This is a genomic window from Collibacillus ludicampi, from assembly GCF_023705585.1.
GTDB classification, from domain to species: Bacteria; Bacillota; Bacilli; order Tumebacillales; family BOQE01; genus Collibacillus; species Collibacillus ludicampi.
In genome coordinates this window covers 556,999-577,210 of the sequence record NZ_BOQE01000001.1, presented here as the reverse complement: position 1 = coordinate 577,210, position 20,212 = coordinate 556,999, and the positions used below count along the sequence as shown (strand labels likewise).

Annotated in this window: 18 protein-coding genes and 3 pseudogenes; 11 read left to right on the top strand and 10 right to left on the bottom strand. The window is 46.7% G+C overall.

All coding sequences use genetic code 11. From position 1 onward, the window contains the following. Window positions 1-174 precede the first annotated feature (174 nt). From DNHGIG_RS03050 to DNHGIG_RS03025, 6 genes are all read right to left on the bottom strand, one after another. Window positions 175-1,092 carry a DMT family transporter gene (locus DNHGIG_RS03050; protein WP_282198275.1) on the bottom strand — a complete coding sequence of 306 codons (918 nt, stop codon included), beginning with the start codon at window positions 1,090-1,092 and terminating at the stop codon, window positions 175-177. 6 nt (window positions 1,093-1,098) lie between these two features. Then, a complete protein-coding gene (locus DNHGIG_RS03045; RefSeq protein WP_282198274.1) occupies window positions 1,099-2,301 on the bottom strand; it encodes an MFS transporter in 1,203 nt (400 codons plus the stop codon). Between the two features lie 147 nt (window positions 2,302-2,448). After that, window positions 2,449-2,664 carry a hypothetical protein gene (locus tag DNHGIG_RS03040; RefSeq protein WP_282198273.1) on the bottom strand — a complete coding sequence of 72 codons (216 nt, stop codon included), beginning with the start codon at window positions 2,662-2,664 and terminating at the stop codon, window positions 2,449-2,451. 90 nt (window positions 2,665-2,754) lie between these two features. Further along, entirely contained in the window at window positions 2,755-4,233 is a 1,479-nt protein-coding gene (locus DNHGIG_RS03035; protein ID WP_369414656.1) for an FMN-binding glutamate synthase family protein, read from the bottom strand. A gap of 183 nt (window positions 4,234-4,416) precedes the next feature. Then, a complete protein-coding gene (locus DNHGIG_RS03030) occupies window positions 4,417-6,000 on the bottom strand; it encodes an MDR family MFS transporter (RefSeq protein ID WP_282201337.1) in 1,584 nt (527 codons plus the stop codon). Between the two features lie 58 nt (window positions 6,001-6,058). Beyond that, window positions 6,059-6,514, bottom strand: a complete 456-nt coding sequence (locus DNHGIG_RS03025) for a MarR family winged helix-turn-helix transcriptional regulator (protein WP_282198272.1) — start codon at window positions 6,512-6,514, stop codon at window positions 6,059-6,061. Window positions 6,515-6,716: 202 nt separating this feature from the next. On the opposite strand from DNHGIG_RS03025, the gene DNHGIG_RS03020 reads away from it, so the two are divergent. The 7 genes from DNHGIG_RS03020 (at window position 6,717) to sufB (ending at window position 13,416) form a co-directional block, all read left to right on the top strand. Continuing rightward, window positions 6,717-7,358, top strand: a complete 642-nt coding sequence (locus DNHGIG_RS03020) for a CAP domain-containing protein (RefSeq protein WP_282198271.1) — start codon at window positions 6,717-6,719, stop codon at window positions 7,356-7,358. 316 nt (window positions 7,359-7,674) lie between these two features. Next, on the top strand, window positions 7,675-8,160 hold the full coding sequence (locus DNHGIG_RS03015; protein WP_282198270.1) for an RrF2 family transcriptional regulator: 486 nt from the start codon (window positions 7,675-7,677) through the stop codon (window positions 8,158-8,160). Between the two features lie 114 nt (window positions 8,161-8,274). Then, complete coding sequence (gene sufC / locus DNHGIG_RS03010; protein ID WP_282198269.1) at window positions 8,275-9,033, top strand: Fe-S cluster assembly ATPase SufC; 759 nt, start codon at window positions 8,275-8,277, stop codon at window positions 9,031-9,033. A 2-nt stretch (window positions 9,034-9,035) separates the two neighbouring features. Beyond that, entirely contained in the window at window positions 9,036-10,343 is a 1,308-nt protein-coding gene (gene sufD / locus DNHGIG_RS03005; protein WP_282198268.1) for a Fe-S cluster assembly protein SufD, read from the top strand. After that, window positions 10,336-11,556 carry an aminotransferase class V-fold PLP-dependent enzyme gene (locus DNHGIG_RS03000; RefSeq protein WP_282201336.1) on the top strand — a complete coding sequence of 407 codons (1,221 nt, stop codon included), beginning with the start codon at window positions 10,336-10,338 and terminating at the stop codon, window positions 11,554-11,556. The genes sufD and DNHGIG_RS03000 overlap by 8 nt, the downstream gene beginning before the upstream one ends. Continuing rightward, on the top strand, window positions 11,556-11,984 hold the full coding sequence (sufU, locus tag DNHGIG_RS02995; RefSeq protein WP_282198267.1) for a Fe-S cluster assembly sulfur transfer protein SufU: 429 nt from the start codon (window positions 11,556-11,558) through the stop codon (window positions 11,982-11,984). The genes DNHGIG_RS03000 and sufU overlap by 1 nt, the downstream gene beginning before the upstream one ends. Before the next feature lies 1 nt (window position 11,985). Beyond that, complete coding sequence (sufB, locus tag DNHGIG_RS02990) at window positions 11,986-13,416, top strand: Fe-S cluster assembly protein SufB (protein WP_282198266.1); 1,431 nt, start codon at window positions 11,986-11,988, stop codon at window positions 13,414-13,416. Between the two features lie 3 nt (window positions 13,417-13,419). On the opposite strand, the pseudogene DNHGIG_RS02985 reads toward sufB, so the two are convergent. From DNHGIG_RS02985 to DNHGIG_RS02975, 3 pseudogenes are all read right to left on the bottom strand, one after another. Next, window positions 13,420-13,677, bottom strand: a pseudogene (locus DNHGIG_RS02985) (tyrosine-type recombinase/integrase); the annotation flags it as partial. Then, window positions 13,676-13,839 (bottom strand): annotated as a pseudogene (locus DNHGIG_RS02980) (IS256 family transposase); the annotation flags it as partial. The pseudogenes DNHGIG_RS02980 and DNHGIG_RS02985, both read right to left, overlap by 2 nt. A gap of 414 nt (window positions 13,840-14,253) precedes the next feature. Beyond that, window positions 14,254-15,320: pseudogene (locus DNHGIG_RS02975) on the bottom strand (IS110 family transposase). A 410-nt stretch (window positions 15,321-15,730) separates the two neighbouring features. On the opposite strand from DNHGIG_RS02975, the gene DNHGIG_RS02970 reads away from it, so the two are divergent. The 3 genes from DNHGIG_RS02970 (at window position 15,731) to DNHGIG_RS02960 (ending at window position 18,707) form a co-directional block, all read left to right on the top strand. After that, window positions 15,731-15,853, top strand: a complete 123-nt coding sequence (locus DNHGIG_RS02970; RefSeq protein ID WP_282198264.1) for a hypothetical protein — start codon at window positions 15,731-15,733, stop codon at window positions 15,851-15,853. Between the two features lie 272 nt (window positions 15,854-16,125). Further along, window positions 16,126-16,389, top strand: a complete 264-nt coding sequence (locus DNHGIG_RS02965) for a hypothetical protein (protein WP_282198263.1) — start codon at window positions 16,126-16,128, stop codon at window positions 16,387-16,389. Between the two features lie 929 nt (window positions 16,390-17,318). Beyond that, window positions 17,319-18,707, top strand: a complete 1,389-nt coding sequence (locus tag DNHGIG_RS02960; RefSeq protein ID WP_282198262.1) for a transposase — start codon at window positions 17,319-17,321, stop codon at window positions 18,705-18,707. A 107-nt stretch (window positions 18,708-18,814) separates the two neighbouring features. Here DNHGIG_RS02960 and DNHGIG_RS02955 read toward each other — a convergent pair whose 3' ends face one another. After that, the gene (locus DNHGIG_RS02955; RefSeq protein WP_282201335.1) at window positions 18,815-19,333 is read right to left on the bottom strand and encodes a site-specific integrase; all 519 of its coding nucleotides are present in this window, start codon (window positions 19,331-19,333) and stop codon (window positions 18,815-18,817) included. Between the two features lie 403 nt (window positions 19,334-19,736). Here DNHGIG_RS02955 and DNHGIG_RS02950 point away from each other — a divergent pair, with 403 nt between their 5' ends. Then, the gene (locus DNHGIG_RS02950) at window positions 19,737-20,204 is read left to right on the top strand and encodes a chemotaxis protein CheW (protein WP_282198261.1); all 468 of its coding nucleotides are present in this window, start codon (window positions 19,737-19,739) and stop codon (window positions 20,202-20,204) included. Window positions 20,205-20,212: the final 8 nt, after the last annotated feature.

The window sequence follows — 20,212 nt, the reverse complement described above, 5'->3', positions numbered from 1 at the left end:
ATACCAACTTTTTAATAGCATGTGTGAATCACAAGAAAAATACTCATTCTGATGAATAAAAAACCGGTGTGCTTGCAGGCACTCCGGTTTTTATAAGATTCTCATTGAACCCAAGCGCAAAGCGATACATCCACCCAAGCACTCATTTTCAAAAATCACACAAAGCAAGACGGCTCATCTGTTGATCTCACAAGACGTGGCATGGACTGTTTCCGCTCGCTCCTTTTTTTGCATGGTAAACCAATACACGCCGCCGATGACCAACAAGGTTCCGATTCCTTGTATGAGGTTCATGTGCTCCTTCAAGAAAAAGAAAGCCAGAATGGCTGTAAAAATGGGATTGAAATTGAGAAACACCCCTGATCTCGTCCCTCCAACTCTCTGGACTCCGAGATTCCAAAACACCATCGCTAAAACGGTGGCGCCTACACTCACGTATAAGGTAGCGATCCAGAAGGCCGGGTTCGTGTTTTTCACTTCGAATGAAAAGAGGTCGAAAGGGAGGAGAAGAAGACAGCCAATAATCCCCGACCATAACGTTGACATGTAGGGAGATACATATTGCATCGCTTTTTTCCCTGCGACAGAATAAAGTCCCCATGTACCTACGGCCGCGAGCATGAAAAGATCACCCGTATTGAAGTGAAAGCGCAAGAGTTTCTGCCAGTCCCCGTGCGTAATGACGATGATCACGCCGAGCAGAGATACCAACATGCCGCCAACTTGTTGCCATTTCAATTTCTCATGCAGGATAACAAAAGAGGCAAGCGCGATCGAAACAGGGTTCAACGCTGACAGTAGACCCACGTTGTCAGCAGACGTCTTTTCCAATGCGAGGAACATGAACATATTGAACAAGACGACACCCGTAATGCCCATGAAAAAAAGGGGAAGAAGCGCCTTTCGCGAAGGAAATAAGCGCTTTTCTCGCAGCCAAACGAAAGGAATCAGGCAGAGAACCGCGAGTCCCCAGCGCATTTCCGTCAGTGTTAAAGTCGATGCGTGGCCCACCAGGAATTTTCCCGCGACGAAGTTTCCTGCCCAAAGCATGCTCGTGAATAAGAGCAAGGCGTAAAAATAAAGCTCTTGCATGATGGATCATCCTTCCGATTGTTTGAGCATTTTTTGTGGATTGTGCGTCCAGACCCAGAGTGCTGTGATGAGAAACAATCCCATCGTAACCAAAAACGTTTCGGCCAACCCGATGACGCCCGATAACCAACCGCCTGCCAATGGGCCAAGAACATTACCCAGCAAGGTCATACTTGTGGTGACACCGAAAGCTACTCCCCGTTTTTCTTCCGTAACAAACTGTGAAATCAGCGCATTGCTCGTCGGCATTAACCCTCCAAGAAAGAGCCCGGTCGCTGTTCTTGCCAGTCCAAATGTGAAAATCGAGGAGGCCAAAGCTGTCAATCCGAACATGATACCGGTTCCCATCGATAATGTGAGCAAAATTCTGCGGTGTCCCACGCGATCGCCGATTCTTCCCGTTATGACGGAGGAAAGTGCGGCGGCCGCTCCACCGAGCGCCAGGATGATTCCTGTGATCGTTGCGACATAAGCCCCTTCGTGGGAAAGGGACTTGATGTAGAGAGGGACGATCGGTGCGATGATCATCAGTCCGAATTGGATGAGAAAGTTGATAAAGGCCATGGGCATTAAACCGGGTATATGGGTAACGGCGGAAAGACTTCGGACAAAGGATTCCGACTTTTTGACGTTTCCTCGGAGAGGAGGTTCCTTCACCAGAAAAAAGACGACGAGAAAAGAAGTCAGACTGACGACGCTCATAAAGAAAAAAGGAAAGCGGTAGTTGAACGCATCCGCCAGAAAGCCTCCGATCATTGGGCCTGAAGCGGAACCCACGATTTGTGCGGTTTGATAGATCCCTAGTGCATACCCGGTTTTTTCTCTGGGGGTAAAGGAAGTCACCAACGCGATCGCCGCCGAGGTAAATCCCCCGAGTATGCCTTGAAGGATACGCAACGCGAGGAACTGATACACGTTTGTGACAAATCCCATGGCGATGACGACAGCGATGTTACTCAAAAGCACCCGTTCCACCATGATCTTGCGTCCATGTTTATCGGCAAGATTCCCCCAGAAAGGCCCGAGAAGCGCGGCAAACAGCGGAGCAGCTCCCATGAGGATGCCGGACCAGATCCCGACTTGGCGGGTGCCAGTTACACCGAGATGCGGCAAGTATAAAGGAACAAACGAGAAGATAAAACTCAGCGATATACCGGCCCCGAATTGTACGAACCACATGAGATAAAGATTTCGTTTCCACGAATTCAACCGATCTCACTCCAGATCTTTCTCCGATATTTGGATGCACTTATCTATTATACATGATGATCTGATCAATAAGATAGTTGACAGTAAAAAGAGAAGCCAGCTTTAAAGTGAGCTAGCTCCTCTTGCATTTTGAACAGAAAGTACATACTACTGCTCCATCTTGTGGCTGTAATGCTTCTTAATACTTTCAATTGAATCCCCGTCAAGAATATATTCCGCTTCCGGGGTGGAAATTGTAATGACTCGGCTCGTCATGTCAAACTTCGTGTCACCCAGATGAATTTCATAACTGTCTCCGGCGTCCGTCGTAATGATGAGTTCTCCCCATTCCTTCAACTGTTCCTGTATGGCTTCCATTTTCATCTCAAGATCACCTCGACATGTCTAAACTGCGTTTTCCGCAAGATAACGATTACACACTTATATTGCTTCCCATCCTGTGAATTCATTCTTTCATCGCACAATTTTTGTTTTATAGAAAGGACGGGAGGCAAGCACGGAAGATTTTTGTCGAAAGGATGGGTGTACATGCAAGGCCGGTTCGTAAGCGGATTGCACTCCTGTTACTTTGGCAGTTAGGTCATCGAGTGCAACAAGATCACTTTTATTTACTTCTTTTATGCTTGATTTACCCAAGGCACGGACAGCTATTTTGATTTCTTCCATGCAAGAGTTCAAAAAGTTCGATAAATACAAACTTGCTCGGGCGGGATCAAACTTTTCTTTGTGGCTTCCGGAGTAGAACACCAATTGTGTCGGTGGTTCCCACGGAATTGTTTTTGTCACTTGCGTATGCGTCATAGCAAAAAGAACGGATGTGCCAAGATAAACTGCGTCCGCTCCGAGTGCAAGCGCTTTCAGAAAATGGCCCGGAGTAAAAAGGCCTCCTCCTATGATGAGACTGACCTTTTCCCGCTGCCCGCTTTGTTCAAGGAAACGAACGGCACGGGATAATGCATATACGGTTGGAAGTCCAAAGTCGTCTTCCAAGATGGGCAAGCTCCCTTTGGTTCCCGCTTGTCCACCGTCGATTGCAATCACATCAACCCCTGCATCCAATGCGACTTGGAGATCCTTTTCGATCATGCCGCTTGCGGCGATCTTGACTCCAATCGGTATACCGCCTGTGAGAGTGCGTAAATGATCAACCAAATTTTTGAGATCCGAAGGTTCCTGTATTTCTTCATGTCGGGAATGCAGGACAGCTGTTTCTTCCGGCTTGAGACCCATGATTTGACGTGCACGTCCTTGTAGATACTCCGGCGGGATCAGACTGGGGGCACCGACGGATGCCCCTTGTCCGAAATGGATTTCGATCATATCTGCCTGTTTTAGAATTTCTGGACTCTTCGTCCATTTTCCGGAATGATATTGAATAATTAAGTGTTTCGCGAGTTTTCGTTCTTCCGGAAGAAAGCCGCCTTCACCGGTGTTCGTCGCCGTTCCCGCCATGGTCGCCCCTAATGCTAAAGCGATCTTCGTTTGTTCACTCACTCCCACTCCACAGCCCATAGCCGATATGAGAAGAGGAATATCCAGTACGAGGGGGTTCTCGCTTGACGGACCGATGACGGTGGTCGTTTCGACGGGAATGTCTTCAGGACAGGGAAGAACCGCGAGCTGAGCGGGAGAAAAAACAAGTCCATCGAGATGAAGAAACTTGCGCGGACTCCCCATAGGCCGTTCAATCACTCCCCCTTTATGAGAGCGAAGGGCGTTTTCCAGTACCAATTGCGGAGACATGCGGGTCAAGGCGGAAGCAAGTTCCCATAAATTCTCTGCATACCGATCGGACATAAATCGTACGAGGGTTCGATGAACGAGAAGGGAAATCATGAATCGGCTCACTAAAACAAGTAAGATGGAAAAAATCATCAGTCCTGCAATCACACAGATGAAAGTAATGATTATCGTTTGCCAAAATGTTGCCAAGAAAAACACTCCTGCACAGAGATTCCATGTAACTATCATCATTTGATGATGATTTCCGAATTATTCATGGGAAATTTTTTAATAACGAATGTAAGACTGAGGTCATCAAGATCTGTGAGACGAAAGGAGAGGTATGGAATAGTAGCCCCCAAAACGAGTTGGAGGCTTCATGTTTGTGATGGATTATGACACACTCTTCTCTTTTTTGTCAGACAGTTTGATGGAATTCAAGAGCGGGGAAAGAAACGCTCCCAGAAGAACAAAGACCAAACCGTACAAAAAGACGCTGTGCAGGGAATCCACTAACGTAGATTTTAAGATGGGGACTACCCTTTGTAACATCGCGGCCGGAATTTTTTGCATAGCATCCGGATTTAACAGAAGGGAATAGACCCCTTGCGGGTTGGTTTGAATCAAGGATTCGAACTGTTCGACCATCCCATGAGCTTGGGGAGGGAGCTTTTGCAGCAAAGGAACCATTTGTTGAGTCAACAGATCGGTCGACCGCTGGTTCATGATCGCTCCTAAGATAGTCATGCCGAACGTTCCGCCGATCTGCCGGAAAAATTGACTGGAAGATGTGACCACCCCGAGTTCCGATTTGGGAAACGACTCTTGCAACGCGATTGTCACTGTTGGCATTACGAGACCGATCCCGACGCCGAGGACGCACATATAGCTCATCGCGGTTAATTTTCCGGTGTGTATGCTCATGGTAGAGAGTAACCAAAAACCGATAGCCATACATGCCATTCCGATGATGATTTGAGTGCGAACGCCAATTTTTCTCACAAACCGTCCGCCGACGATACTTGTAAGAATCATCGTGATCATCATGGGGGTCATAACGGTGCCTGAGGCAGCCGCGCTGATTCCGATAATCCCTTGCATGAACAGAGGCACGAACATGATGGCGCCAAACATTCCAAGACTCATCAGAAATCCGATTCCGTTTAAAAGGGCGAATGTTTTATTCTTGAACAGAAAAAGCGGAAATATCGGTTCGCTGGCTTTCGTTTCGATTACGGCAAAAGCGATCAGAAACACGACAGAAAGAGCGAAGAGCGAGAGAATCTGCCACGATGACCATGGATAGTCTTTTCCGCCGAATGTCAAAGCGAGCAAGAGGCTCACAACACCTATAATCATCGTGATCATCCCTGGGATATCAATCTTCACAGGTCCTTTCGCCCGATGGCTTTTCAAACCGAGGCTGATCAAAATGGTGGCCAGAATACCCACTGGAAGATTGATATAGAAAACCCAACGCCAATTGAGACTATCGACGATCCATCCACCGATCTGAGGACCGACAATCGAAGAAAGGCCGAAAAGAGCACCGAACACCCCTTGCCATTTGGCGCGCTGTGCGCCTGTAAACATGTCTCCTACGATAATCATGGCCATCGGCATCATGACTCCCCCGCCGATGCCCTGTAAAGCGCGATAACCGATTAATTGATAAATGGTCTGGGAGGTTCCGCAAAGGGCAGAACCGATGATAAATACGAGCAATCCGGTGACATAGACGGCCTTACGCCCCAACAGGTCAGCGAGCTTACCGGCGATCGGAACGATGGTGGTGGAAGTCAACATATAGGCGGTTGTCAACCAGGTCATGACTTCAAGTCCACCGAGTTCGCCAACGATGCGGGGCATCGCCGTACCCACGATCGTGTTATCCAAAGCCGCGAAGAGCATCGCCACAATCAATCCGGCGATCAAGAGACCGCGTCGCGCATCACCTTCTTCATGCTCTCTTTCCAGGGGTAATGATACGTGATGATTGTCCAAAGGTTTTTCTCCTTTCTTCAAACAAGAAATCTTATTCATTTTCCTCTTCCAACTTGATGATCGGTGCCATTTTTTCATAGACGTTGACGAGGAACCGGAGTTCCTCGGGTTTCAAACGGGCGAGGAATTGTCCGAGAATTTGTTTACGCAGTTGTTCCGCTTGTGACAGGACAAGCTGTCCTTTGTCCGACAATTCAACGAAAACGATCCTGCGGTCATGATCATCCCGTTCGCGTGAAACCAAGCCGCTTTTATAGAGCCGGTCGATCATCGTTGTGATGGCGCTCGGTTTGACTCCCATTCCTTCCGCGAGCATGGAGACCATACTTCTCCCTTTTTTCGATAAGAGGTGAAGAATAAAGAACTGAGGGCCCGTTAACCCTAACTCCGCTTCAAGCTGTTTGGACAGCTCGAATCCAATTTTACGCGCAGTCTCGGTATAAGCGGCGTGAAAACGATCAAGATACTCATCAAAATGTTCGATCAAAGATGATTCACCTCCCGATTATTTCTTTGCACATATTTCGATTAATAATATTTTGCTTGATAAAATATAAGTGATGTGAAATAAAAATTCAAGTGATATTTCCTGGGCGGTCAGTGAACAACCCAACTTTATAAAAAAAGACGATTCTTTTGCATGTACGCACGGGAAATCGCTCATCCTACGTTCTGGAGGTGAGAGAAACATGAAACGAAACAAGCGATTGCGTCGCCTGGGGCTACTTTCTGCTACGGCGATGCTCTGCGGATTGCTTTTCACAACCACATCATCGGCTGCCATTGACCGGTATACGGTACAAAAAGGAGATACTTTGTGGTTGATTTCATTAAAGTATCACCTAAAATGGCAGGATATTTGGCAGGCAAACAAATCGCAGATTCCGAACCCTCATTTGATCTATCCAGGTCAGGTACTCGCGATACCATCCGCAAACATCCAGGTTTCATCGTATGAGCAACAAGTCGTTGATCTGTGCAATGCGGAAAGGACGAAAAACGGCTTGCCGCCCCTGTCGCTCAATGCAGACTTAGCTCATATGGCTCATGTCAAAGCACAAGATATGCGTGATAAGAATTACTTCGATCACAACTCTCCCACGTACGGTTCACCGTTTCAGATGATGAAGACATTCGGCATCTCATTCTCCTATGCCGGGGAAAACATCGCTGCAGGGCAACCGGATCCACAATCGGTCGTAAACAGTTGGATGAACAGCCCTGGCCACAGAGCCAATATATTAAACCGCAATTATACGCGTATCGGCGTGGGATTTGTCAGTGGGGGAACCTATAGAACCTACTGGGTGGAAGAATTTATTCGTCCGTAACACCGTTGTCACGTACGTGCGTAACGCGTGTAAGGTCGTCTCGCCTCTATAGATGATGACGAGACGACCTTCGCGGGGCACGAATACGCCTGTAAGAATAGATTCCAAGCGCGAAGAGACACACCCAGATCACGATACATTGCAAATTATACGTTTATTCCTTGCAATCGTGTGAACGATTCGTATATACTATAGATGAGAGAATCAGTCAGGATTAAAAAGATAACCTGGCTTTCTTTTATGGATGTAATCCTGACTTATATGGTCAGGATTTAAGAAGAGCGTTGAACAGAAGTCCACAGAAAGGGTGGGGATCGTGAAGCTTTCAGCCCGTGGACATTATGGATTAATTGCAATGACGTACCTTGCTCAACTCGGAAATGAAGAACCGGTATCCATTAAAACGATAGCTGTAGCAGAACAGATTCCGGAATCTTTTTTGGAACAGATTTTTCATACACTGCGAAAGTCAGGGCTTGTGACCAGTGTTCGGGGAGCTCGCGGAGGTTTTCGTCTGGCCCGTCCTTCCAATCAATTGACGGCGGGCGAAGTTGTACGCGCGTTGGAAGGTCCGATCACCCCCGTGGAATGTCTGGATCTTAATGCTGCAGGAGATTGTTGTTGCAAAATCGGTTCTTGTTCGACGAAAATTGTCTGGGAGAGATTGCGCGATATTATGGTCGCTTTCCTGGATAGTATCACTTTGGAAGATATCGTTGAACGAAGCGATAAGCTGTATGGCCGCTTGGAGATTCCGGCCGCTGTACAAGCAGACGGTCACGCGGTTCTTTCCGAGCAATAAAATGAAGTCAGCCGCTCATGAAACAAGCGGGCAAACATTTTCAAATGGACAAAAGTAGCAAGAACATATGCAATAAACACTATTATAGTCGTAAAAGGGAGTGTAGTGAAGCTTATGGCAGATTTGGTCATTCGTGACCTGCACGTGAGCGTTGCAGGAAAAGAAGTGATAAAAGGGCTTTCGCTTACCGTTAAAGGCGGTGAAGTACACGCGATCATGGGGCCAAACGGTACTGGCAAAACCACCTTGTCCATGGCCGTTGCTGGTCATCCTCGTTATGAAATCACCAGCGGAGAAGTATGGCTCGGCGATCAGAATTTGCTCGAAATGTCTGTGGACGAGCGCGCACGTGCAGGTCTATTCCTGGCATTCCAGTATCCGGCGGAAATCCCCGGCGTTCCTGTGAAAAATTATCTCCGTCAAATCTACAACGCCGTCAAGGGAACCGATTTGGAAGTTTTTGAGTTTTACAACATCATGATGGAAAAAATGCAGATGATGAAAATGGATCCATCGTTTGCGAACCGGCATCTGAACGAAGGATTCTCCGGCGGCGAGAAGAAACGCCACGAGATCTTGCAAATGGCCTTGCTCGAGCCGAAGATCGCGATCCTTGACGAGACGGATTCCGGTCTCGATATCGACGCATTGAAAATCGTATCCGAAGGCGTCAACAGTTTGCGCGGGCCGGAACTCGGCGTGCTTGTGATCACGCACTACCATCGTTTGCTCGAATACATCAAACCGGATATCGTGCATGTGATGATGGATGGCCGTATCGTCCGCTCGGGTGGTCCGGAATTGGCACTGGAGCTTGAAGCGAAAGGATATGACTGGATTAGGAGCGAAGTTTCGGCCGGGAAGGAGGTTTAATTATGTCGCAAGTGATCAGTTCCACGATCGATTCGACTGCCATCCAATCCCTGGCCGACCGCTACAATGAACCCAAGTGGGCGAGGGATTTGCGCGAACAGGCGTTTGCGGCATTTCAAACTATGGCGCTTCCTGCAAAAGATGAAGGATGGCGAAATCTGCGCCTGCGCGATGTGCCGCTGGATTCCATCATACCTTATACGGTAGCCAAACCCTTGGCGACTGAACCGTTCAAGAAACTGGAAATCTCTTCTGCGGCTACTCTCGTTCATTACAACAGCGAGGTTCAGCAGGTACGTATCGACCCTGAACTGGAAGCCAAAGGGGTCATTTTCATGAGCCTGCAGGAAGCGATCAGCAAGCATGCAGATAAAGTCGAGAAGTACCTCGGCAAACTGTACGATGTGAAGGAGAGCAAGTTTGCCGCGTTGCATTACGCGCTGCGTACCGGCGGGATGTTCCTCTATATTCCGAAGAACGTGGTGATCGATCAGCCGATCCAAGTCTTTACCTATGCGGATGAGGCGAATGCAGGGGTATTCAATCATACGTTGGTCGTCGCGGAACCGTTCTCTCAAGTCAGTATTATTGACTATTCAGTGTCCGATTTACGCGGTGGACAATGTGTCCATAGTGGTGCAGTCGAAATCTTTGCGGAAGAGGGAGCGAAGGTTTCCTATATCGCGCTGCAAAACTTTGATAACGGTGTGTTTAGCTTCAACCCCCGCCGCGCGCACATTGGAAAAAACGCGGAAGTCAAATGGTCGGTCAGCGAATTGGGGGCGCAACTGGCTCGTTCGGAAAGTGTCTCGTATCTTGAAGGAGATGGAGCTGCATCTGACGCGGTTGTCGTCTTCTTCGGTTCGGAAAAACAATCCCTCGATGTATCTGCAGGCATGATTCACACGGGCAATCACGGGGTTTCCGATATCGTTGCGAAAGGTGTCATGAAAGACCAGGCACGCACGATCTGGAGAGGTCTCGGCCATATCAAACAGGGGGCGAAAAGCTGTAAGACCTACCAGGCGGAAAGGAGTCTCATTCTTTCGGAAGGCGCAAAAGGGGACGCTATTCCGGGACTTCTCATTGAGGAGACGGACGTTCTGGGCGCCGGTCATGCGGCAGCCGTCGGGAGAATCGACGAAGAACAACTTTTCTATTTGATGAGCCGCGGGATCACACTCGCGCAAGCGCATCGTATGATCGTGGAAGGATTCTTCGGGGCTGTGCTCGACCGTATCCCAGTTGAAGTGATCCGCGATGAGGTATATGCCCTTATTCGGAAGAAACTTGGTGATCAAAATGTTTGATGTAAAAAAGGTGAAACAGGACTTCCCGATCCTTAACCAAGAGGTGAACGGAAAACCGATCGCTTACCTGGATTCTGCCGCCAGTTCGCATATTCCGAAGCCGGTGATGGACGCGATGACCCGCTATTACGAATATGCTCACTCGAACGTCCATCGCGGGGTGCACACGCTGGGAGAGCGAGCCACTTCCGCCTATGAAGGAGCACGGGAAAAAGTGGCCCGTTTCCTCAACGCTCCGGCACCTGAAAATATTGTGTTTACACGCGGTGCCACGGAAGCGATCAATTTGGTCGCATATGCGCTCGGACTTCACCAATTTGAAGAAGGAGACGGGATCGTCGTCACTCTCTTGGAACACCATGCCAACCTCGTCCCCTGGCAACAAATTGCCAAGTTAAAAAAAGCCAAATTGTATATGGTCGAACTGCTTGAGGATGGTACACTCAACATGGAGCAATATCGCTCCCACCTCAAGACAGGAAAAATTAAAATGGTTGCTGTCTCACATGCGTCGAACGTGCTTGGAACGATCACACCGATCAAAGAGATCGTGCGCGAGGCGCACGAAGCCGGTGCTCTCGTGTGTGTGGATGCGGCTCAAAGCGTCCCGCACATGCCGATCGACGTACAAGATCTTGATGTCGATTTCCTCGCTGCTTCCGGACACAAGATGCTCGGCCCGACAGGCATCGGCTTTCTCTACGGGAAGGGGCATCTGCTCGAACAGATGGAACCGTTCCAACTGGGCGGAAGCATGATCGGACTTGTCGATTACTATGAATCCACTTGGGCGGAAGTGCCCGCCCGCTTTGAGGCTGGAACGCCGAACATCGTGGGTGCTGTGGGATTGGCGGCAGCCATCGATTATTTGACAGATTTGGGCTTGGAGAATATCGAGCGGCACGAACAGGAACTGCTCACTTATGCGTGGGAACGTTTGTCGGGCATCGAAGGGATCGAAATGTATGGCCCACGCAGTCCAAGGACAGGGTTGATCTCATTTAATCTCTATCATATTCACCCGCATGATGTATCGACCATCTTGGATGCGGAGGGAGTTGCCGTTCGTGCGGGACACCATTGCGCACAGCCGTTGCATAGATGGTTGCACGTGCCTGCTACCAACCGGGCGAGCTTTTACGTTTATAATGAAAAGGAAGATATCGATCGACTGGTGGCCGCACTTCAGAGAGTGAAGGAGGTGTTCGGCTAATGTTGGAGAGTCTCTACCAGGATATCATCCTGGATCATTATAAACGACCGCGCAATGTAGGGAAGATCGAAGATTACGATGTCGGTATGGAACTTGCGAATCCGACATGCGGGGATGTCATCGGCATTCATCTGAAATTGGATGAGGAAGGACGCGTGGCAGATGCCAAGTTTCATGGCCACGGTTGTTCCATCAGCCAGTCAAGTGCTTCGATGCTCACCGTGAAATTGAAAGGTAAGACGCTCGAGGACGCTCGCCACCTGATCCAGCGTTTTTATGACATGATGAAAGGCGTCGAAGGAAATTACGAAGACCTCGGTGAACTGCAGGCTTTGAAAGGTGTCGCCAAATATCCTGTAAGGATTAAGTGTGCGACGCTCGCATGGAAAGCACTTGAACAAGGCATGGACAAAAAGGAGGGGTGTTAACATGGCCAAACTGGAAAAAGAAGTAGCGCAAAACAGCAACCCGGCACTTGACATTGTGTCCGATTACAAATACGGTTTCTCCGATCCGGAGAACTATGTATATAAAGCGGAAAAAGGTTTGACCCGGGAGATCGTCAAGAAAATATCGGAAATGAAAAACGAGCCGGGCTGGATGACCGATTTCCGGCTGAAAAGCTACGATCAATTTGTGAAAATGCCGATGCCCTGGTGGACGAAAGATCTTGACGATCTGGATTTCGATGATATCCATTACTACGTGCGTCCAACCGACAAATCGGTGACAGACTGGTCGGAAGTGCCGGATACGGTGAAGCAAACGTTCGACAAATTGGGGATCCCCGAAGCGGAACGCAATTTCCTGGCGGGCGTCACGGCACAGTACGAATCGGAAGTCGTCTACCACAATATGCGCAAAGACCTCGAGGAAATGGGCGTCATCTTCACCGATATGGACACGGCCGTCCGCGAACATCCGGATCTCGTGAAAAAATATTTCGCGACGGTGATTCCGCCGTCGGACAACAAGTTTGCCGCACTCAACTCATGCGTCTGGTCGGGCGGTTCGTTCATCTGGGTGCCCAAAGGGGTACATGTCGAGATTCCTCTGCAGGCTTATTTCCGTATCAATACCAAGAATGCGGGTCAGTTTGAACGCACGTTGATCATCGCGGAAGAAGGGTCGTTTGTTCACTATGTGGAAGGATGTTCGGCACCGAAATATTCAAGTGATTCCCTGCACTCCGCAGTGGTTGAGATCGTGTGCTTGAAAGATTCTCGTGTTCGTTATACGACGATCCAAAACTGGTCGCCGAACGTGTATAACCTGGTGACCAAGCGCGCGGTTGCTCACGAGAACGCGGTGATGGAATGGATCGACGGAAACATCGGTTCGAAGCTGACGATGAAGTATCCGGCCGTGATCCTGAAAGGCGAAGGTGCGCGTGCTGAAATCACCTCCATCGCTTTCGCGGGCTCCGGGCAACATCAGGATGCCGGTACAAAAGTGTTCCATCTGGCGCCGAACACATCAAGTACCATCGTTTCCAAGTCGATCTCGAAAGGCGGCGGAAAAACGACCTACCGCGGTTGGGTGAAAGTAGCGGAAAACGCGAAAGGTTCCAAAGTCAACGTCAAATGTGACGCCTTGATGTTCGATGACGGATCGGTTTCCGACACGATTCCTTTCATGGAGATCGGCAATGACCGTGTAGCGATCGAACACGAAGCGACCGTATCCAAAGTTTCGGAAGACCAGCTCTTCTATTTGCAAAGCCGCGGTCTTTCCGAGCAACAAGCGACCAACCTGATCGTTTCCGGGTTCATCGAACCGTTTGCGAAAGTGTTGCCGATGGAATATGCGGTCGAGCTCAACCGTTTGATCGAGTTGGAAATGGAGGGTTCGGTAGGATAACCCTTACGCATCAAGGGTTTTCGGTTCCGAAATTTCAGCTTGCCCGTTTTTTGCCCGGTTTTCTAAATAGCTCTCGTAAAGGGTAAGCGCATCATCTTCAATTTTCTTTGTAACATGCAAATACGTGTCCGCAGTGATTTTGACGCTCGCGTGTCCAAGTCGCTCGGACACGTATTTTATATTTGCACCGGCTTCAAGTAAATGGACGGCATGTGTATGTCGTAGCGCATGAGGCGACAAAACAGGAACACCAGCCCGTTTGACATTCCTCGGTACGCTCATACGGAGCTGCTTTCAGCTGTTCTGTAACCTGGGACTGAAGGACCTGATTCAATACTTGCTCGATCAATCGAGCTACCGCTTCATCCCTCTGAAATAAACCGGCAAAATTTCATCGTTTAGGTTAATCTGATATTGAGCCATTTTCCATTCCTCCCTCAATAATTTAAATATTCCTCTCGTTTTCTCTTGATTTCTAACGATTTCAAATTCTAAGGTAGTTTGTGTTTATCTATGTTTTTGAAGAAATGAAGGAAAATGGTCATCGAGAATGTAGCGAAACAGAAGGGTGAGCCCCTTTTGTTAAAAAATGTATGATCGCACATTGGATCTCCACATGTACCCTTGTGGTTTACCCTCCCATGTCTCACTGGGTCCATTCTCACGGCCCTTACATTCCTTCGTTCTACCTATCAAGGGGTGGAGGCCAGGTATGCTCCTTTACTGGGTCATTGCCCTGATGGAATGAATCAATCCCGGCTTCTCCGTGCTTCCTTGTTTTTCATTTGAAATCGTTCGCTTTAAGAGTTAGACGCAAAATAAATACTTAGAATGAATTTAAGCTGCATTCTGTAACGATTTTTGCTGTATAGAACCTAATACTTTCTGTGCATCGTAAGACAACCTTTTACGTCCTAAACAAAAGAGAATTCGGGCGATTTTTCCGCATATGGCGATGATGGACTGTTTCTTTTTTAACGGATTTTGTGGGCGAGTGGTTAAATATTGATGCAGGGTTTTCAATTGCTCGTTTTTGGCGACGAGTACCATAGCGCACTTAAAAAGCAAGGATCGCAGGCGAGGCCGGCCTCTTTTGGTGATCCTCGTTTTCCCTTTGTGTTTGCCCGAACTGTTTTCTTTGAGATTCAGCCCTGCTAACCGAATGATTTGTCGCCCATCCTCATAGGAAGAAAGATCCCCTACTTCCGCTAAAAAGCCTGCTACAGTCACCCATCCCACCCCAGGTACTGTCATCATTTCCTTGGCACCGGGGATCTGTTCAAGAAGTTGCTGAATTCTCTGCATCAGATCTTCCATTTGCCGACCGAGCATTTCATATTGTTCCAGGAGAAACTTTAACTCCAATCGAACAGACTCGATTCCTTCCGTAAGACCAATCGATTGCTTGGCATGCCAAATGAGACTCTCTGCTCTTTTCCGGCCTACGGCCCGCTTCACTTCCGTCTTCCACACGGAAACAATCTCATCGGCGCTCATATCCGCCACATCTTGTGGAAGGGGGAATTTTTTCAGGGTTAATAGAGACGCTTTCCCTTCCCAGTCTTTAAAGACCTGGATATACTCTGGGAAGAAGCGATCCAACCAATTATGAATTCTTCCCTTGACGCGATTTAGATCCCCATTTAGTTGATCCCTTTGTACCATGACCACGCGGAGTTCTGCGTAGATATCCGTGATTTGTCGTGGAGATCCTTGAGCGTATTCAGCCAATGCAGGAGACTCATAAGTCCATGCCGTGTGTTTTCAAAAGTGCAAGGCTTACCAAGCTCAACCCCACGAAAATCCATGGCGCGGGCAATATGCGTTTTCTTAGCGATATCTGCCCCAACGACTAACGTCGATTCTGTGATTTGCAGAATTCGTTGATTCGTTTTATACTTCATAATGAGTACCTCCTCTGTTATTTAGGGGTCAGCACTGCGGGCTTGACACCCAGTATGTTAACAGGAGGTACTTTTCTTTTTCAAAGTGAATCTTTTTTCGTTACAGGAATGCTCCTTAGTAGATTGGGTGCCAACCTTATTCTACCAAAGAGGAAGCGAAATGGCTCAATTTTTGCTAGATCACTGAACCATTTTTACACAGTATATCGGACTCAACTCAAAATCCCTCCTCAGACTTTTATTGTGGAACATAGTTATCAATTCCATTCACATAAAGACAGTGACTCAGGTTTAACCGACAATCTCGATCTTAAGCGGTGTAGGATGTACTCGCCAACCCGGGCCTGCTCAAAGAGAGGCAGTAGGTTGATAGGACCGATTGAGAGGATCGTAGAGCAGGCGATTGAGAAATGCGTCGTCGCAGCGAAGAGAGGGCAGGAATCATGATCGCACGTGTGGATGGAAAAAGGATTGATTCTGTTCTGTTCGCAAATCTGCGAGAAAGACGGGGGCGTATGTCCGCGTATACATGAGTGAGAAGTGGTATGGTGGCGGGCGTTGTGATGGCGTATTTGAATAAGAAGAAAACGGCTCCATCGGATCAGAATTATACGTTGAAATTAACTAACTCAGCCTTGGTCGCCATCGCGGTCGAGGCTATGTATTATCTTTTTTTACTAGACTACCAATCTCCTATTCACAAATTGTGTAGTTTAGGTGTAATATGTGTTCAAAGATGGATTGTCAATTTGGCATCTCAATTCCTTGTCTGTGTTCTGTTTATTTTCTAAGGAGGTGGTTCAAAATGGTAGTGGATGCGCATATTATGAATCAGAAGGCTAAAAATATGCACCGTATAAAAATAACAAGAGGGGCGAACCTCCTGATGAAAAATCCACCTATAGAATTCATAAGAAGTAAATTAGGACTCGATCAAATTCAGCCTATTCACGTCTCGCCTGGTGTACGCAAAGATATTGACCAAAAAGGCGGCGACGTGTTTAGAGATTGGTACGAAGAAGAGCTGCGAAATCTGTATGCCGATCATCAATCGGACCGATCGAATTAAACAGAAACTTGAACAAGATAGAAGGAACGCAGATCAAGGAGATTTCTTTTTCGCTCAGGTAGTTGATTCATCCAATCGACTAATTCCCCATCCTGTATTTGTGGTTGGGAAACATAATGACTCGAACGATTCCGATGATGTAATTGTATGTTTATGTACAACGCATCCCGCTCGAAGCGCTTATGACAAACCAGTACAATTAAAGTACCAGACGTATGTACGTACAAATAAGATTTTTGTCATTGGACGTAATCAATTGGAGTTTAAAATAAAACATAACTTAAGTAATACTCAAATTCAAGAATTAATTGATAGTGCAGTAAAAGCCATCAACCTAAAGTAAGCCCGCGATAATACTCGTAGGTTTATTTATTCCTAATTCTCCCCTATCTCATCTAATACCTCAGGAATCACTAGTGTTGCATAAATTATAACTGAATTTTCTGCATTTTAATCTAATGCTATTTTAACAAAATAAGGACAGAACACGTTAAAGGTAGCCCCTGTCCATTTGGTATAATATGTATATTCTAAGAAAGAAAGGGTTCCGTTACTGTCCTGTATTCTGGCATGTCGATTCATTGCTGAGATCTCTTACCTTCGCCTTTTTTTCGATGATCTATTGTACTTGAACCATTCTATGTAATCGCACCATAAGAAGGCCTTTAGACTTCGAAGCAACTCCAATAAGCTTTTGGTAGTTTGAATTTGCATCTTTATTAGAATTATTAATGAGATGATAAAATTAGTAAGTGACAGGAGTTATGCAGTTCACTCCATAAACTGGTAGAAATCTAAGAGACTTAGATAAACTACCTTTTTTGTTCCCTGAAAATAGAACAAATGATCTCTTGACTTTTTTGAATCACCACCACAATCGCGATGAAGGCACTTCTAAAAGCCTATCTTGAAGCGATGTAGGTGGTATTATGAAACTCTCGTTTGACCGTACTAGTCAACTCGGAAGTGGAGGCTTTCTTGCTCTGAAAAAACTCTGGGATGATCTCGACCTTTCCCTGGCGCTCTCTCGCGCCGGGATCATGAAGCGCTCCGGTGCTTCTACCTGGGCTTTGGTATTTGCTCTGATTGCCGGTTGGTTTGCTCAAAAAACTTCTGTTCTCCAAACGGCAAAATGGGTGTCCACAGATGATGTAGTCTCGAAAATTGTAGGCCGTGTTAGCCAATCTGCTTTCAGTCGCCTGCTGACTCGTCCGTTCCGATGGGATCTCTTTAATGAAGAACGGCTTCGAACTCTGCAGGATCGACCGAATTGCCGTTTAACGTCCCAAGATGTACTGGCTGTTGACGATAGCATGATTCTCCATGAACATTCTCGCAAAATCCCGTTTGTTTCAAAACTTCTGGATCACGCAACGAAACGCTATGTCTACGCTCAGAACGTAGTCGCCTTGTACGCCGCTCGCTTTCAAGGTCCCAGTTACATGATCAACGCCCGTTTCTGGAAGCCGGGAGAAAATCAGTTGAACAAATGGCAAATGGCTCTACAAATGCTGGGAGAATTGGTAGCTATTGCCCCTCATGTTGGCGGTTGTTTTGTGGCGATGGACAGTTGGTATTTGGTTCGTCCGTTTCTACTCGCAATGGAGGAACTGGGATTCCGCATTGTCAGCAAGGCCAAGTCGAACATGGTGTTTTATACCCTGAAGCCTGGGAAACGTGCCACAGATCGAGGAGCTTACGAGCGGCTCTCCGCAAAACAGGTTCTCCGTCAATTGTTAGGAGACTCCTACCATACGATCCGCAAAATCGCCTCCAAGAAGCTGTACATCAAGATCGAAGACGAGTCCACAGGGTTGGCGATCTATAAACAGGTTCAGGTGGTTGCCGTTTCAGGACATCGCAGCCAAAGAGAAGAAACTACCACCAGAAATCGAGCTTTTCTTCTTGTAACCGGTGATCTGTCGGCTTCGCCTGAAGAGGTGCTTTCCGCCTATGAGGCTCGCTGGGGGATTGAAACGTTCTTCCGAGAAGTCAAGCAGGATCTGGCTTTTGAGGCTTGTCATTCGACCAATGAACATCATGTGGAGGCCTATCTTACTCTTCAGATGTGCGCCCACACGTTACTCGTTTTATTAGCCGAGATCCACAATAAAACAATAGCTCCGGAAGAAAAGCTCACCCACGGCCAAGTGATCCGAGCATTTCTTGGAACTATCACCGAAATAAGAGAACTTGCCAATGGCGAAGTTCTTCTTCAGTATACTCCAAAAGCCCGTTATCTCGAAAGAACTTTGAGAATCTTATTGCCCACAACGATCTCATTAGGATGGTTCCAACTTATTCCACGAAGTGCATAAGTCCTGTATATAACAAAAGAGCCATTTTGTTATTTATTATTACATAATTATCTAGTTTTTATTATAAACTCTTTTAGTACAAAAATCGACATACTTCGTTAAATTTTTTATAAAGAAAATTTCTCTAAAGCTTTATCTACCATATCGTCATTGATTCCGATATATCTCAATGTTATAGATGGACTAGAATGACCGAAAATATATTGCAACATAGCAACATCCTTAGTTTGTTGGTAAAAATGATACCCAAATGTTTTGCGGAGAGTATGCGTACCGATTGCTCCTTCAACTCCACAAGCTTTTGCCGCATTGTGAATGATTTGCCACGCTTGAATCCTGCTAATTGGCTTATTTCCTTTTTGTGATGGAAATAAATACTCAGAATCAGCCATTCTGTACGTGTATTTCTCAATTTCACTTTTTAAAGCAGGTGTTATGATAGTTTTTCTAATGTTTCCAGTCTTTTTTTCTTTGATTATTAAATACTTGGTGTATTTAACATCCATGACTCGTAAGGGCAAAATATCGCTTATTCTAAGCCCAGAATTAATTCCAAAAACAAACAAGAAATAATCACGATAGGATCGTCGGAGTAAATAATTTTTTATTTCCATAATTTTTTCCATATCTCGAATTGGTTCAACTGCATTTGCTCCAAGTTTGTTAGACACTGACGCCACCTCAAAATGTTAGATAAAATCTGTAATAAAATTCAATATGTTATATTAACAATCCTACTATGATTATTCAATAACAATAAATAACCCTAATGATATCAAGGATTTAGACCAATATATTTATATTCTATGAAAATCTAACAAAATGGCTCTTTTGTTAATTTTTTTTTTGCATATTTTGCACAGAAAGGGAGGTCAGTCCGCGTGAGCAATCAGCTAAGAAAGGAAGTTTGGAGTAACGTAGAGTGTATAGTCGGGATCACAAGTATAGATGGGCATGGATGCAAGTTACAAAGGGCTGCGATTTAGATTGTATCCATGAGCCCGGTTTGGCATTAAAGAAAGGAAAGGGATGGAAGTGTTAGTAGAAAGCTTCAAAGCTGTCGTTTTTCGAGTCGGAGCAGAAGAATTTGGACTTCATATCGATCAAGTACTTTCCATTGAGCGCATACAACCCATCACTGCGGTTCCAAAGATGTCCGAACACGTGAAGGGCGTAATCAATTTGCGTGGGGTTATCACTCCGATCGTCGATTTCCGGAAAGCGCTGTTGCAGCGCGAAGTGCAAGAGAACGAATCCACGCGCGTCATCGTAGTGAGCATCGACGGAAACCCCATCGGGCTTGTGGTCGACGCGGCAACTGATGTGATTGACATACCTTCGGATTCCATTCATAAACCGACTCTTGTGGAAGACCACGAAGTACCCTTTTTACTGGGAGTAGCGAAACTGCACGATCGTATTTTGATCTTGATTGACATCAATAACTTGTTGCAAGATATCAATTCAATCAATGAACTGAAAAAATTAAAAAGCTAGCAAGAAAG